Annotated in this window: 13 protein-coding genes; 8 read left to right on the top strand and 5 right to left on the bottom strand. The window is 64.1% G+C overall.

Features of this window, described 5'->3' with window-relative positions:
• Positions 1 to 18: 18 nt before the first annotated feature.
• Both ACX80A_RS07140 and ACX80A_RS07135 read left to right on the top strand, forming a co-directional pair.
• Positions 19 to 1260, top strand: a complete 1242-nt coding sequence (locus ACX80A_RS07140) for an AI-2E family transporter (protein ID WP_459258993.1) — start codon at positions 19 to 21, stop codon at positions 1258 to 1260.
• A 151-nt stretch (positions 1261 to 1411) separates the two neighbouring features.
• On the top strand, positions 1412 to 1990 hold the full coding sequence (locus ACX80A_RS07135) for a cupin domain-containing protein (protein WP_459259047.1): 579 nt from the start codon (positions 1412 to 1414) through the stop codon (positions 1988 to 1990).
• Between the two features lie 28 nt (positions 1991 to 2018).
• Here ACX80A_RS07135 and ACX80A_RS07130 read toward each other — a convergent pair whose 3' ends face one another.
• On the bottom strand, positions 2019 to 3827 hold the full coding sequence (locus tag ACX80A_RS07130) for an APC family permease (protein ID WP_459259046.1): 1809 nt from the start codon (positions 3825 to 3827) through the stop codon (positions 2019 to 2021).
• A 348-nt stretch (positions 3828 to 4175) separates the two neighbouring features.
• On the opposite strand from ACX80A_RS07130, the gene speB reads away from it, so the two are divergent.
• The 4 genes from speB (at position 4176) to ACX80A_RS07110 (ending at position 8730) form a co-directional block, all read left to right on the top strand.
• Positions 4176 to 5168, top strand: coding sequence for an agmatinase (speB, locus tag ACX80A_RS07125; protein WP_459258992.1), 993 nt, complete (start codon positions 4176 to 4178; stop codon positions 5166 to 5168).
• Positions 5169 to 6839, top strand: a complete 1671-nt coding sequence (locus ACX80A_RS07120; protein ID WP_459258991.1) for a thiamine pyrophosphate-binding protein — start codon at positions 5169 to 5171, stop codon at positions 6837 to 6839. It abuts the gene before it with no gap.
• Between the two features lie 171 nt (positions 6840 to 7010).
• A complete protein-coding gene (locus ACX80A_RS07115; RefSeq protein ID WP_459258990.1) occupies positions 7011 to 8561 on the top strand; it encodes an HNH endonuclease signature motif containing protein in 1551 nt (516 codons plus the stop codon).
• Positions 8562 to 8589: 28 nt separating this feature from the next.
• Entirely contained in the window at positions 8590 to 8730 is a 141-nt protein-coding gene (locus ACX80A_RS07110) for a hypothetical protein (RefSeq protein ID WP_459258989.1), read from the top strand.
• Positions 8731 to 8918: 188 nt separating this feature from the next.
• On the opposite strand, the gene ACX80A_RS07105 is transcribed toward ACX80A_RS07110, so the two are convergent.
• From ACX80A_RS07105 to ACX80A_RS07090, 4 genes are all read right to left on the bottom strand, one after another.
• The gene (locus tag ACX80A_RS07105) at positions 8919 to 10046 is read right to left on the bottom strand and encodes an FAD-dependent oxidoreductase (RefSeq protein ID WP_459258988.1); all 1128 of its coding nucleotides are present in this window, start codon (positions 10044 to 10046) and stop codon (positions 8919 to 8921) included.
• Positions 10039 to 10758 carry a class I SAM-dependent methyltransferase gene (locus ACX80A_RS07100; protein WP_459258987.1) on the bottom strand — a complete coding sequence of 240 codons (720 nt, stop codon included), beginning with the start codon at positions 10756 to 10758 and terminating at the stop codon, positions 10039 to 10041. The genes ACX80A_RS07105 and ACX80A_RS07100 overlap by 8 nt, the downstream gene beginning before the upstream one ends.
• On the bottom strand, positions 10759 to 11889 hold the full coding sequence (locus ACX80A_RS07095; RefSeq protein ID WP_459258986.1) for a type III polyketide synthase: 1131 nt from the start codon (positions 11887 to 11889) through the stop codon (positions 10759 to 10761).
• 63 nt (positions 11890 to 11952) lie between these two features.
• Positions 11953 to 12423 carry an SRPBCC domain-containing protein gene (locus ACX80A_RS07090; protein ID WP_459258985.1) on the bottom strand — a complete coding sequence of 157 codons (471 nt, stop codon included), beginning with the start codon at positions 12421 to 12423 and terminating at the stop codon, positions 11953 to 11955.
• 71 nt (positions 12424 to 12494) lie between these two features.
• Between ACX80A_RS07090 and ACX80A_RS07085 the strand changes: the two genes are divergently transcribed.
• Together ACX80A_RS07085 and ACX80A_RS07080 are read left to right on the top strand one after the other, a co-directional pair.
• Complete coding sequence (locus ACX80A_RS07085; protein ID WP_459258984.1) at positions 12495 to 13472, top strand: hypothetical protein; 978 nt, start codon at positions 12495 to 12497, stop codon at positions 13470 to 13472.
• A 121-nt stretch (positions 13473 to 13593) separates the two neighbouring features.
• Complete coding sequence (locus tag ACX80A_RS07080) at positions 13594 to 14271, top strand: hypothetical protein (RefSeq protein WP_459258983.1); 678 nt, start codon at positions 13594 to 13596, stop codon at positions 14269 to 14271.
• Positions 14272 to 14307: the final 36 nt, after the last annotated feature.

Genomic DNA, 14307 nt, shown 5'->3' with positions numbered 1-14307 from the left:
AACAAGGAGATAGTGACTGTGTTTAGCATATTCAGGCGTCCCGCGGAGGCGCCGCGCGGAGAAGTACGCCCCGCGGTTACCGCCAGCGTCGACACCGAGCAAGGGACCGGGAGCCCATGGAAGGACTCGCTGGGTCGCAGCAGTACCCGGGCCGCGCAGGTCCTGCTGATCCTGATCCTGGCGGTCATCGTGATCTTCGGCCTGATCCAGGTGCGACTCGTGGTCATCCCACTAATCATTGCCCTGATCCTCGCGGCGGCCATCGGCCCGCTAGTGAACTGGCTGCGGCGAAAGGGCTGGCCCAGCGCGCTCGCCACAGCATTCTCCTTTTTCCTCCTGCTGGGGGTGCTGGGCGGTGTGACCACCGGAATTGTGTTCGCCGTCCAGAGCCAGTCCGATGAACTGGTAGATAGTGCGACCACCGGCTTCGACCAGATTTACGAGTTTATTCTCAATGGCCCGTTGCCAATCGAGGAGCAGCAGATCGCTGATGCGCAGGCGGCGTTGGTTGATTTTGCCACCAGCGCCTCGGTTGGCGCTGGCGCCGTCACCGGTATCACCGCTGCGGGTGAGTTCCTCACTGGGGCAGTGCTGATGGTGGTCATCCTGTTCTTCTTCTTGAAGGACGGCGACAGGATCTTCGCCTTTACGCTGCGCCCGTTCAAGGGCGAACGCCTCGTCAAGGCCCGCCGGGTGGGTATCCATGGGCTGGAGGTACTGGGCGGATACGTGCGCGGAACGGCGATCATCGCCCTGGTGGACTCGGTCTTCATTGGAATTGCATTGTTATTCCTGGGCATCCCACTGGCTCTGCCACTGGCGGTCATCGTCTTCGTTGGTGCGTTCATTCCCCTCGTTGGGGCGACGGCAGCTGGAGCACTTGCTGCGTTGGTGGCGCTCGTCGCCGAAGGGCCGACGACGGCGCTGATCGTCGTCGTCGTCGTCATCGCGGTGAACCAGATCGAAGGCAACTTCCTGCAGCCGGTGGTGATGGGCCGGTCGCTGAGCGTGCATGCCCTGGTGATCCTGGTGGCGTTGACCGCCGGCACCATTCTGGCGGGCATTGTTGGAGCAATTCTGTCGGTGCCTCTCGCCGCGGTTACCTGGAGCGCCATCAAGTCCTGGACCGGTGAAGAGGATGGCCCAATAACTTCAGCGGACATCAGGCAGGCCGAACTGGATACCAAGGCAGACGCCGTCGGCCGCGGCCGCAGCAGCAGGCCGGGCAGGCGAATCGGAGCCTCCATAGCCAAGCCCTAAGTCTCCGTCGGTATGACAAGGGGGAACCCTCCCGGATCTGGGAGGGTTCTTGCGGGGAGCTAGCGCTGCCGACCAGGGCCGCGGAATTCTCGGTAAGCTCAAAGCCGATGTCCGTCCGGGGGAGTGCCCCGGACAGAAAGATGGGACCCCTGTGAAGGCCCTGCCTGTAGAACCCAGTAACGCTCCGATAGCCATCGGATCACGGATCCGTGCTGCCCGGCAATCCCAGCGGATGACCATCGAACAGGTCGCCGCTGCCACTTCCCTGACCAAGGGCTTCCTGAGTCGGGTCGAGCGGGATCTGACCTCGCCGTCGGTCGCCTCCCTCGTCACGCTCTGCCAGGTGCTGTCGGTGTCGATTGGCGATCTGTTCCTGGTGCCGGAGACCCACCTCACCCGGCTGGGTGAGGCGCCCCGGATCAGTCTGGGGGGCGAGGGGATCAACGAGCGCCTGGTGACTGCCCGCTCGGAGCGCCGGTTGCAGATGATTCGCGCCGTCATCGAACCCAATGGGCGCGGTGAGTCGGAGCTGTACTCGGTTGACTGCGAAGTGGAGACTCTCCATGTGGTGGCCGGCAAGTTTGTGTTGATCTTTTCGAATGACCGGTACGAGCTGGAAGCCGGAGACACCGTGACGTTCCCCGGACGTGAGCCGCACACCTGGGTGAATCCCACCGATGAACAGGCCGTCGTGCTCTGGACCCTGGTTCCTGCCGCCTCGGGCGGCTAATTCGTCGGCAAAGTTCAGGTCGATACAGCTAGCCGACGTGCACCCATGGTCGGCGGGTCACGTCGGGCTCCGCCTCCCGAAGTACCTCCCGGGTGACCGGGGCAATCTCCCCCTCGCCGGTGATAAGGAACTTGAACAGGTTGGTCAGCGGGTGGCCTTCGGTCCAGCGGAAGTAGACGTGCGGCATGAGTCCGGTGATGTCACGGATATGCAGCATGACTGCGGCGATGGTGGTGGGCACGTTGGAACTGTGGACCTCCAGGATCTGATAGCCATGCCGGGTCACGCCGTGTACCTGGAGCGCGGTCTCAAAGTCTGAGGAGTCGTCAACGATCACCTCAATGAACAGCGGATTGTCGGCCGGAGTCAGGTGGCTGACTGTGCAGGCATGTTCGAGTTTCCGGCGGTAGGCACCGGCGGTGAGACGCTCGGGCTCGTGGGCGATGAGGAGAATGTCGCCGTCGTTGGTGGAAGCGACGAACCGGAGCGCTTCGTCGTCGAGGCGGATCCCGGTGGTGCGTAGCTCAAACGCACGGCTGAAGCGAGAGGCGAGCGAGACCACCACGATGCCGAGAATGAACAGGCCAGCGATCCGGACGCCGTCGGGCCGTTCCACCATGTTGATAATGGTGGTCAGCGTTAGGACCACAGTGACCAGGCCGAAGCCCAGGGTCGCCAGAGGTTGGCTACGGCGCCGCGCCGAAAGGGTCACCGCCGCCGAGGCCGAGGTGATGAGCACCAACACCCCGGTGGCGTACGCGCCGCCCTGCGCCTCGACGTCGGCCTTGAAGGCAATGGTGACGAGGAAGGAGATGGCCGTGAAGACAATCACCAGCGGGCGGACCGCCCGGGACCAGTTGGGTGCCATCCCGTAGCGGGGAAGGTAACGGGGGACCAGGTTGAGGAGCCCGGTCATGGCCGAGGCACCGGCGAACCAGAGGATGGCGATGGTACTGATGTCGTAGGCAGTTCCAAAGCCGTCGCCCAGGTACTTGTGTGCCAGATAAGCCAATGCCCTGCCGTTGGCTTCGCCGCCTTCCTGGAACTCTTTGGCAGGGATCAGGATGGTAGTGGCGATGCTTGAGGTGATGAGAAACCCGCTCATGATCAGAGCGGCGGAAGTCAGCAGCTTCTTTGCGCCGGCGATGCGGCCGGCGAGGTCCTCGCGTTCGTCTCCCGGGTGCCCCTTAATCAGCGGCATGACGACGACGCCGGTTTCGAACCCGGACAGGCCCAACGCCAGGCGGGGGAAGATCAGCAGGGCCACGACCACCATCATCATGGGGTTGCCGTGTTGGGTGTTCAGTGCGGTCCACCAGTCCTCGACCAGCGGCGGCTGGAGGGCTACCTGCCCGAGTGCCACCACGATCACCACAAGGTTCAGTGCCAGGAACACGGCGACCAGGGCGACGGCGATGCCCACCGCCTCGCGGAAGCCGCGCAGGAACACCACCGAGAGTAGACCCAGGAAGATCAGGGTGATGATGACCTCCTGGCCGTGCATCCAGCCGGGAGCAAACGGGTTTTCAATCAAATGGGCGCTGGCATCGGCGGCCGACAGGGTCATGGTGATCAGGAAGCTGGTGGCAGCGAATCCGAGGAGGACGAGTACCAGCATTTTTCCGCTCCAACGGGGTAGGAGTCGCTCAAGCATGGCGATGGATCCCTCCCCGTTGGGGCTTTCCTCGGCCACCCGCTTATAGACGGGCAGCGCGCCGAGGAGGGTGACCAGGACCAGGACAATGGTCGCGATGGGGGACAAGACTCCAGCGGCAACGGCCGCAATGGCCGGCTGGTAACCCAGGGTGGAGAAATAATCCACGCCAGTCAGGCACATCACCTTCCACCAGGAGTGGGTTGCGGCGCTGCTGCTTGACCGCTTGGGTTTACGCTGATTGTCGTCGTCAAGCAGCCAATGGCCTAGCCGCCGGGCTCGACGGGAGGCTTTGATGCTGCGCAAGGTTGTAGTAGTCACGCCTTGACTGTAGGCCCGCGCGGGTGGCGGATGGCGTGGTTTTTATGGATCCTTTACGGGGCACTTGCGGCGGATATTTTGCCGCCGGTGTTGACCGGGATCAGCATCACAATTAGCCTTGTGAAAAACAGTTGATGCTTATATGGCAACTTCCTTATTAATTCTTCACCGACCACTGTGGGCAGCCACTGCCCCAAACCGGAGGTACCCATGGAACAGCCGCGCGTCACGGCCAACGGAAACGTTGGTCCCATCGACTCCTCACGGATCCCCCGCTACGCTGGCGTCGCGACTTTCGCCCGGTTACCGCGGCTGGACGAGGTGGACCGCGCGGACATCGCCGTCGTCGGCGTCCCCTTCGACTCGGGGGTGTCCTACCGCCCCGGCGCCCGGTTCGGCGCGAACCACGTCCGCGAGTCCTCGCGCCTGCTCCGCCCTTACAACCCGGCCATGGATATCTCCCCGTTCGAACAGGTGCAGGTGGCCGACGCCGGCGACATGGCGGTCAATCCCTTCAATATCAACGAAGCGATTGAAACCATCCAGCAGAACGCACTCGATCTGACGGCCGACGGCGCCAAACTCGTCACGCTCGGCGGAGACCACACCATCGCGCTGCCCCTGCTGCGTGCTGCCTCCGAACGCGCCGGCGCACCCGTGGCCATGCTGCACTTCGATGCGCACCTCGACACTTGGGACACCTACTTCGGCGCCGAGTACACGCACGGGACCCCCTTTCGCCGCGCCGTCGAGGAGGGAATTCTCGACACCGAAGCGATCTCCCACGTGGGGACCCGCGGACCGTTGTACGGGGTGAAGGATCTAGAGGATGACCGACGGTTCGGGTTTGGCATTGTCACCTCCTCCGATGTGTTCCGACAGGGTGTCGACGAGGTGATTGCCAAGCTGAGGGACCGGATCGGTAGCCGCCCGCTCTATATTTCCATCGACATTGACGTCCTCGACCCGGCGCACGCCCCCGGGACGGGGACACCCGAGGCCGGCGGCATCACCAGCCGGGAGCTATTGGAGATTCTCCGCGGGATGCGCGGCATGAACCTGATCGGCGCCGACGTTGTCGAAGTGGCCCCCGCCTATGATCACGCGGAGATCACCGGCGTCGCCGCGTCACACATCGCCTACGACCTGGTGAGCCTGATGGCGGATCAGGCAACTACCAGCACCCGTACAGAGGAACGTTAAATGGTTACCAGTGACAGTGTCGCAACAGCACCCCCACAACCCCTGACCGGAGAGCGTAATGGCGGGGACCTCGTCGTCGAGACCCTCAGTGCCCTCGGGGCGACCACGGTCTTCGGGATTCCAGGTCAGCACGCGTTGGGATTGTTTGACGCGCTGTCCCGGTCGGAGCTGCGCTTTGTGTCCTCACGGGTGGAAAACAATTCGGCTTTTGCCGCCGACGGGTTCTCCCGCGCGACCGGGCAGGTTGGTGTGTTGTTCCTGTCCACCGGACCCGGTGCGCTCACGGCACTCGCCGGACTGCAGGAGGCCTACGCCACCGGAGTGCCGATGGTGGTGATTGCCAGCCAGATTCCCCTGGAGGGTCTTGGTGCCCGCCGCAAGGGCATGCTGCACCAGCTCGATGACCAGAAGGCGTCCGCGGCCAACGTCACCAAGAGCCAGCGACTCATCCAGCACGCCTCAGGTATACCATCAGCCATTCAGGACGCGTGGACCGAGGCTGTGTCCTCCCCCCAGGGGCCGGTCTGGATTGAGGTACCGCAGAATGTGCTGCTCGACCCCGTGATGGTGCCTCAGGTGGAGGACGCTCTCGCCGAGCCCTTCGACAACCCGCCCAGGGTCGAACTGGTCCGCGAGGCAGTGAAATGGCTGACCGAATCCAGGCGGCCCGCGATTGTCGCCGGCGGCGGCACCCGTCGCGGCCACGCCGAGGCCTGGTTGCTGTCCATCGCTGAGAAGCTCGGCGCGCCAGTGCTCTGCTCACCCGGTGGAAACGGGGCGTTCCCTTGGAACCACGAGCTGTCACTTCAGGCGTGGGTGGAGGATCGCTACATCACTGAGGTCCTTGAAGACGCCGACGTGGTCCTGGTGATCGGATCATCCCTCGGCGAGGTGACGAGCAACTACTTCACCCTGGAACCGCGTGGACGGATCATCCAGATCGATGCCGAGCCTCGCGTGCTCGAATCCAACCGTCCGGCCCTGGGCATCCGTGCCGACGCTGGTCAGGCGCTCGCCGCCCTGGATGAGGCGCTGCCTGTGCTGGCCCGCGATCGCACCGCCGGGTACGACGCCGTCGCGCTGGTCGCCGAGACCCTCGCCAAGGTGCAGGGCCGCCTGGATTCTCAGGATCTGGGCATGGAACGAACGTTCATGGCCGACATCCGGGCAGCTGCGCCCGCCGGGTTGCAGACCTTCTGGGACATGACAATCGCCGCGTATTGGGCGTGGAGCTGCTGGGACGCCAAGGATGGCCAGTTCCATTCCGCTCAGGGTGCCGGTGGCCTCGGCTACGGCTTCCCTGGAGCGATTGGCGGCGCCGTCGGGCTGGGGGAGCGCGTGCTCGCCGTGTCCGGCGACGGGTCGTCGATGTACTCGATTGCCGAGCTTGCCACCGCCAAGCAACACAACCTTCCGGTCACATGGCTGATTGTCGACGACGGCGGCTACGGGATCCTGCGCGAGTACATGGAGGGCGCGTTCGGGAAGGCCACTGCCACCGAGCTGACCCGGCCCGACTTCGTGAAGCTTGCCGAAGCCTTTGGCGTGCCAGCGGTCAAGGTCGCCCCGGGCGATGTGCGGCAGGCACTGGAAGACAGTTTCGCGGCCGAGGGGCCCAACGTCGTCGTCGTTGAAACCTTGCTGCGTCTCTTCGCCCCGACGCACCTCTAGGCCCGCATGCCTCCAGTCCTTGCCACCCTTTTTCGAATCTTCAAATACGTTCGGCGGGGCTGATTGAGGCGTGCTGGGGCCCGGTTTCCGTCTAAAAAAAACTTGAAAAAGTTTTTGGGGAGGGCCGGTCCGGGACCTTATTTTGTCAGAGCCCGATGATGGAATGGGGGTATGGAAAGCAGTAACGCTTCTTCTGCCGGGTCGGGATTCCCTGCCGATTCCGGTCCGGGTTCCGCCCACGACGGCGGGGCCACGGACACGGCTGCTGGGACTACCGGCGGAACATCTGGCGTGTTTGGTCCCGGCGGCCCGTTGAGCGTCGACGCCATATGGACCGCGCCGGTGGTCAAGCCGCCGGAGCGCCTGCCGAAAAAGGATTTAACTGATTCTCAGACTGACATTCTGAATTTCTTTAGGGTCGGATCGGATCCGGATGAGCGGGCGCGTTCCAGTGAGGAACCACCAGCATTGACTGGTCGGCTCGGGTTGGCGGCGGTCGCCGGTTTGGACTCTGCCCAGGCACTGGATGCGTTGAAGTACATCGGCGAGGCCAGATCCTGGCTTGATGCGCAGGAAGCCAAGCTCGCCACCCGGGTCCTGGATCTTCAAACTGAACGGGGCCACGCAGGCAGCGGAGAATTGGGCTACGAACAAACCCTCGCCGCGAGTGAGATCGGCGCCGCCCTGCACCTGCCGGAACGCACCGCTGCGTTCTTACTGGACCACAGCGTGCTGCTCACCCGGCATTGCCCGACGACGTTGAACGCGCTGGAGCGGGGCAGGCTCTCACGCCGTCACGCGTGGGCGGTCGCCGAAGAGACCAGCAGTATGCCCAACACCATGACCGGCGAGTTTGCCGCCGGCTACGAACAAAGGCCCATCACGTTGGCGGGTCGGACGACGGTGGCGAAGTTCTGCCGCCAGGCCCTCCGGTTACGGGAGGAACTCCACCCGGAATCGATCACGGTCCGGCACCGGAAGGCCGTCAGGGACCGCGGAGTCTTCCTCAACCCGGTCCACGACGGGATGGCCTGGTTCGAAGCCTATCTTCCCGTCGAGCAGGCGGCAGGGATTTTCCACCGGGTCGATACCGCGGCCCGGAACCTGCAAGGCCCCGACGAACCCCGCACCCTCACCCAATTACGCGCCGACGTCCTGGTAGACGTCCTCACCAGCGCCGGAACCACCGGCCACATGACCAGCGGACACCTGACAGACAGACACCTGACAGACGGACCCGAACCCGCCGGGGACACCGGGTCGGAATCCGCTAGCGGGTCCGACGGCGACGCGGGTACTGGTGCCGGGAAGAACGCCGGCCACGGGTCGAGCGGGTCGAACGGCGGGAACGGTGAACCCGTCCAGTCGCGGGATGGTGATGGGTATTGGGGTGTTCAGGCGAGGGTGTTCGTCACCGTCCCGGTGCTTACCCTGTTGGGCGGGGATACGCCGGGGGAGTTGGAGGGGTATGGGCCGATCGATCCGGAGACCGCCCGGAAACTTGCCGGGCATGCGTCCTCGTTCACGAGGATCCTCACTCACCCCTTCACCGGGGCCAGGCTCGGCGCTGATGCGGGCACGTATCGGGTGCCGAAGGACTTACAGGACGCGGTGAGGGTGCGGGATGGGACGTGCCGGCATCCGGGGTGTAACCGGTTGGCGGTGTTCTGCGAACTCGACCACACCATCCCCTGGGCGGGGCGGGAAAACCAGTTACGGTAACCTCGCCTGCCTATGTAAACGTCACCACATGTTCAAAACCGAAGGCTACTGGCACTACACCCAACCCGAACCCGGGACCATCATCGCGATCTCCCCCGCCGGGGAAACCTACCTCACCAAACCAGACCCACCACCAACACCACCACCGGAAACCCCACCACCGTTCTAAGCATCCCGGTGGCCCGGCGCAGCTCCAATGCGCCGCATAGCCAGAAGCCGCACAGCCAGAATCGGTTCCGGTCCCAGCCGTCGAGGTGCGGGATCTGGTGACCCAGAACATGGCCGACCCATCAGGTCTCGTTTCTCGGCGGAAATGAGCGGAAGGGGTGAGCGGAAAGGAAAGGGGTGCGGGATGGGTTACTGCATCGTGAAGGCGCGGGCGATGGCGTCGTGGGCGGCTGGCCTAGCGGCGACCCGACCAAACAAGGCATTGCGTGCGGACAGCACAGGCTGCGGCAGTGGCCGCCCCAACGCCATATTCAGATGAGCCTGCCGGGCCGCCGTCACCGCCGCTCGACGACGGCGCGCGTCGAACGCAGCCAAATCCCGGCCGACGTCGCGGCCATCCACCAGCGAAGCCTTGACAATTGGCACCAGCTCGGTGGCATCCAGCCAGCCCAGATTCATCCCTTGCCCGCCGATCGGGCTGACTTGGTGGGCAGCGTCGCCAATAAGGACCGTCCGGCCAGCAACGAAGCGACGGGCCAGCAGCCGCTGCACCGCGAACGCGCTCAGCATCGAGGTGCTCGCAACCTCTACGTCGACGCCGGTCCGCACGCGGATGAGGTCCGCCAGAACCTCGGGAGTGGGAGCTGACACCAACGACGGTGTCCGCACCACCCAGCGCCGCACCCCGTCAGGCAGCGGAAAGGACTCGACAATCCCATCGGGCTCGAGATACAGCACCGCCGTCGACCGGTCCACTGACTCGTCGGCGAAGTCACCCATGAGGTAGGTGTCCGGGTACCGCCGCAACGACGCACTGATGCCGGCACTGGTGCGCACGGTGCTCCTCCCGCCGTCGGCCCCGATCACCAGCTGCGCCTGCAGTACGTCGCCCGTCGACGTCGTCACCAGCATCGACCCGCCAGCGTCGTGGACATCGGTCACTGCCACACCTCGACGGAGGGCACAGGGCGCGACGGCGGCGAGCCGGGTTTCCAGCACCTGCTCGGTCTGAATCTGGGGTAGGGCGAGGACAAATGGGTAGTTGCACGGCAGGCCGGCGAAGGATAGCCGGGTTACCTCCCGCCCAGCGCTGCGGGCCACCCCCTGATGAATGGTGACGCCTTGGGCAATCAGGTCCTCCGCGACGCCGGCCCCAGCCAGCGCCTGCAGCGCGGGCGGATGGATGCCGATGGCGCGCGAATGAGTGCTGCGCGACGTCCGTTGCTCCAGCACCAGCACATCGATCCCCGCCTGACACAGCATGATCGCTGCAAACAGGCCTACTGGCCCGCCGCCCACCAGAATCAGGTCAGGCACGGGACGCGCGGTGAATCAGCAGGTTGTGGAACGGGAACCTGCCCGTGACCTCCCAGCCTGGCGGGACCACCGCACCGAGTTCGGCTGCCCTGTAGCTGCGCCGGATCGATGTCAGCCCGTCCTGGCGGATCAGTGACCGCCGGAGCGGGAGGGTGCCCAGGGAGAAGAGCGGGTAGGCTAGCCGGCTGCGTTCAATGTCGTTGTGGACGGCGATACCGCGGCTCAGCTGCTCCGAGTCGGCCAGAAGCCCGCCGAGTTGCCTCGGCGTCAGATGGTGCAACAGATGGTTGGAGGTGACGACGTCGAACCGCTGGCCCTCGGCGACCAACTCGGCGCTGAACGCCCGCCGGAAGGTGAGCCCAGGCAGGGGCGGCCGGGAGGTGGCGAATGCGTGTGCGCGCTCGTCGGGGTCAATGGCGAGGATGGAGAGCCGCAGGCCGTCCCGCGCCGCCCACCGGGTGAAAGCCCGGGGCATGTCGCCGCCGCCCGATCCGATGTCGAGCAGGGTCGAGGGGCCCGAGGCCGATAGCTGGGGGCGGATCTGTGCCGCCCAGGTGCGCCGCCAGCCGGCGACCGTCGCGTTGATCAAGCCGAACTGGGCGTACGTTCGATCCAGCAGCACCGGATCGCAATCCGGCTTGTCCATTTCCTCAACCGCGTTAACGTCGCGGTGCGCGAGGAAACCATTCTCGCGATGCGCGAGGAACTGCACTCAGGGACCCACCTTGGTGAACAATGCGGTTTCGACGGTCAGCCCAGGCCCGAACGCCATCGAGCAAATCCGCTCATTTTGCCCCGTGAACGGCTGATCGAGAATGTGCTTCAATACGAACATCACCGTAGCGCTGCTCATGTTGCCGTAGTCGCGAAGGGTTTCCCGGGCGGGCACCAACTGGTCCTCTTTCAGATCCAGCTTGGCTTCCACCTTGTCCAGGATGCTGCGCCCGCCCGGGTGGATGGCCCAATGCTCAATGTCCTTGTACTGCTTCTCCGCGAGGGTCTCATCCCGGGCCAGGAGCGGCTCCAGCGCCCCCACGATGTGCTCATCGATAATGTGCGGCACATAGGTTCCAAGCACCATCTCGAAACCCTCATCGCCGATATTCCACGCCATGGACTCCTCTCCGACCGGCGTCAGGACCGTCTCGAAGAAGTCAAGGCTGAGGGCGGGAGCCGTGGCAGTGTATTCCCTGGCACTGATGACAGCAGCGGCCGCCCCATCGGCGAACAGCGACGACCCCACAATGCTGTCCGGGTTATTCGACGATCTGACGTGGAGGGAGCACAGTTCGGCCGCCACCACCAGCACGACGGCGTTCGGCTCGGCCTCGCAGAAGGATTTGGCGGCGCGCAATGCGGGGAACGCAGCGTAGCAGCCCATGAAGCCGAGGTGGTAGCGCTGTGTTGCGGGGCTCAGCCCAAGTGCGCGAACCACCTTGTAATCCGGTCCGGGATTGAAAAAACCGGTACAGGAAACGGTAATCACATGAGTGATGTCGGACGCCTCGATGCCCTCGGCGGCGGCGAGTGCCCTGCTAGCTGCATCGACAAACAGTTTGGTGCCCTCCGCCGCGTACACCTCGTTGCGGACCTTGGTGCTGGGCGACAGAATGCGCCGTTCCGTCGAGTCGAAAAACACCGGATCCCCGGACGGCGCTTCGAGGGTCATTTCCTTGACAGCCGTATACCGGGTCTGGATTCCTGACGAATCAAACGCGGCACCCACCAGGCGCGTGCCCAGCCGGCTCAGGCCGGGTTGAGCGGCGAAGACGTCTCTCACATCGGACTGCACCATGACGGTCTCGGGAACGGCGGTTTCGAGGGATCTCATGATTACTGTCATAGCTCATTCTTAGGGGTGCGAGCCCGTTAAGACAATGTGATCGGCTACCCCGGCGAACAAGTCCTAGCTGTTGCCGGGAGCCGGGTACTGTGCGTTGTCGTTCTCCAGAAGGGCCTGCAGGTTTGTGAGGACGGGAGACCACTGAGCGCTGACCAACTCGACATCGGACGGTGCCGTGAGCCGGTCGTGCACCAGACGAAAACGCATTCCGCCGCCGCTAATCTCTTCAAGATCGACGGTGACACGGCTGGCGGAGTCCTCCTGCGGATCGGTCAGCCCATCCTCGCCGTCGGGCACCTCACGGAACGTGTACGACAGGTGGGTGGGCTCGGTAGCCTCCAGCACGACGCCGTGATGGGTAACGGCTTCGGAGCTTCCGTCGTAGAAGCGAATCGGGGAGCCGGGGACCCAGCTGGATTCCAGCCGCCGCCCAAACCAGTAACGTCGCGTCACCTCGCCGTCGGTCAGGGCTTCCCAGAGGCGCAGCGGGGAGGTGGCGATCTCGGTCTCATGCACAAATGCAGGCTCAGTCATGAGATCAGAGTAGCCCAGGCCTGTACCGTTGAAAGCCCAAACATCCGCTGACACTCTCGCCGAGGAATGACATGCACCACACCCAACCCTCACCTCATCCCCGCCGGCGTGCCGGAGTGCCGATTCTCGTGTTCCTGTGCTTCTTCCTTACCGCCTGCGTGGCGGGTAACCCGACGGAGAGCGCCGCGACGACGCCTGCCAGCGAGGCGCCGCAGGCCCTTCCCAGTGTGACTCCCACCCTCGAACCTGAGCCACTCCAGCTACCCGGAGGCGGCACCGACCTGTTTCCTCGCTACCGGTTGGTGGGGTTCAGCGGGCACCCGACGTCGGAGGGTATGGGTCGGCTCGGGATAGGTGACATCGACGAGCGGGTCAGGGAAATGGAACTGCTCGGTGAGCAGTACGCGGACGGACGCAAAGTGATGCCGGTACTGGAACTGATCACCGTCGTCGTGCAGGCCTCGCCGGGAGACGACGGGCTTTACCGCGCCCCAGCGTCCGACGAGTTCATTGCGACCTATCTGGCGGCAGCAAGGCGGCATGACGCGATGCTCCTGCTCAACATCCAGCCCGGCCGTTCCACCATGACCAAGGAGGTCGAGCTGCTGGAGGAGTGGTTGAAAGAACCCGACGTGGGCCTCGCGTTGGACCCGGAATGGGACATCTCCGGGGATCAACTCCCAGGCCAGTCGTATGGGCAGACCTCAGGGGAGGAGATCGATCACATCGCCAGCTACCTCGACGCCCTGGTCTCCAAGCATCAGTTGCCGCAGAAGGCACTGGTCTTCCATCAGGTTTCGGCATCAGTGGTGACTAATCAGAGCGCAATCAAAGAGTACGACGGCGTCGAGGTCATCAAAAGCGTGGACGGGATCGGCGCACCTGGCTCGAAGGTGGAAACCTATAATCAGTTGATGCTGGGACTCCCGCCGACAGTGAATCCCGGCTTTAAGCTCTTCTTCGAAGAGGACACGGTTCTCGGACCCTTGATGCTGCCGCCGGACGTCCTCGGCCTCCGGCCAGAGCCGGACTACGTTCTCTACGAGTAGCCCGCCGACAGAATGCGCGCAGCTCACCAAACCTTCGTCGGACGGGGTACGAATGATAGGTAAGCCCAGACCGGACGCACTTCCCGGTCCGGGGCACAAATCCTGGAAGGCAAAAGAAACCATGCTTGGCAGAACAGCAACGATTATAGGCATCTCGGTAATTACCGCCGGCCTGATCTCCGGATGCGGCGGGATGGAAGACAACCCGCTCAACGTCAACAGCGCACCGCAGACCGTCGAGGGTGCGAACGTTGCTGATACTCCCGACGCAGGAGTGGTTGCTGCTTCCCTGGGCGAAGATCCGTTGCAATTGGGTGCCAATGGGGCCAAGCTCTGCTCGGTTGAGCCAGCCTTGGGGTACCAGGAGTACACGGTGCTGATCCACAATGAAACCCTCGAATCGTTCACCATTGACGACGTCAGCCTCGGCTCGCCGTCGGGCGTCACCTTGGATTCTGCGGAGGTGACCCCGGCCAACCGCGGTGGCCACGGAACCCACGGCATGGCTGATGGAACCGTCATGGGCGGTGGCGACGAACACACTGGCACCCACGGCGCTGGCAAAATGGCAGGCGAGAAGGACATGCCCGAGAATGTTTTTTTCACTGAACCCGTGCCGGCGGTCGGCTACAAAATCTCCACGCTTGAGTACCTCAACGTGGTGGTCTCGGTGTCCCTCGACGAAGGCGCCGAGAGAGGCTCTTCCGAGTTCGTCAAGATCGACTACTCAACCTCGGAAGGTTCCTTCACCGGCCAGCATCCGCTCGCGATCACCATCGACAGCGACTCCTGCGCCTAACCGAATTGCCCGAGCGGCCCGGGCGGGCTGACAGTC

The sequence above is a fragment of the Arthrobacter sp. TMN-50 genome, from assembly GCF_054511125.1.
This window is presented reverse-complemented; position numbering and strand designations above follow the sequence as displayed.

Coding starts and splice junctions, on each gene's coding strand:
- ACX80A_RS07095 (WP_459258986.1), bottom strand. CDS start 11,889: ATGACAGTAATCATGAGATCCCTCGAAACCGCCGTTCCCGAGACCGTC.
- speB (WP_459258992.1), top strand. CDS start 4,176: ATGGAACAGCCGCGCGTCACGGCCAACGGAAACGTTGGTCCCATCGAC.
- ACX80A_RS07120 (WP_459258991.1), top strand. CDS start 5,169: ATGGTTACCAGTGACAGTGTCGCAACAGCACCCCCACAACCCCTGACC.
- ACX80A_RS07115 (WP_459258990.1), top strand. CDS start 7,011: ATGGAAAGCAGTAACGCTTCTTCTGCCGGGTCGGGATTCCCTGCCGAT.
- ACX80A_RS07085 (WP_459258984.1), top strand. CDS start 12,495: ATGCACCACACCCAACCCTCACCTCATCCCCGCCGGCGTGCCGGAGTG.
- ACX80A_RS07090 (WP_459258985.1), bottom strand. CDS start 12,423: ATGACTGAGCCTGCATTTGTGCATGAGACCGAGATCGCCACCTCCCCG.
- ACX80A_RS07110 (WP_459258989.1), top strand. CDS start 8,590: ATGTTCAAAACCGAAGGCTACTGGCACTACACCCAACCCGAACCCGGG.
- ACX80A_RS07130 (WP_459259046.1), bottom strand. CDS start 3,827: ATGTGCCTGACTGGCGTGGATTATTTCTCCACCCTGGGTTACCAGCCG.
- ACX80A_RS07080 (WP_459258983.1), top strand. CDS start 13,594: ATGCTTGGCAGAACAGCAACGATTATAGGCATCTCGGTAATTACCGCC.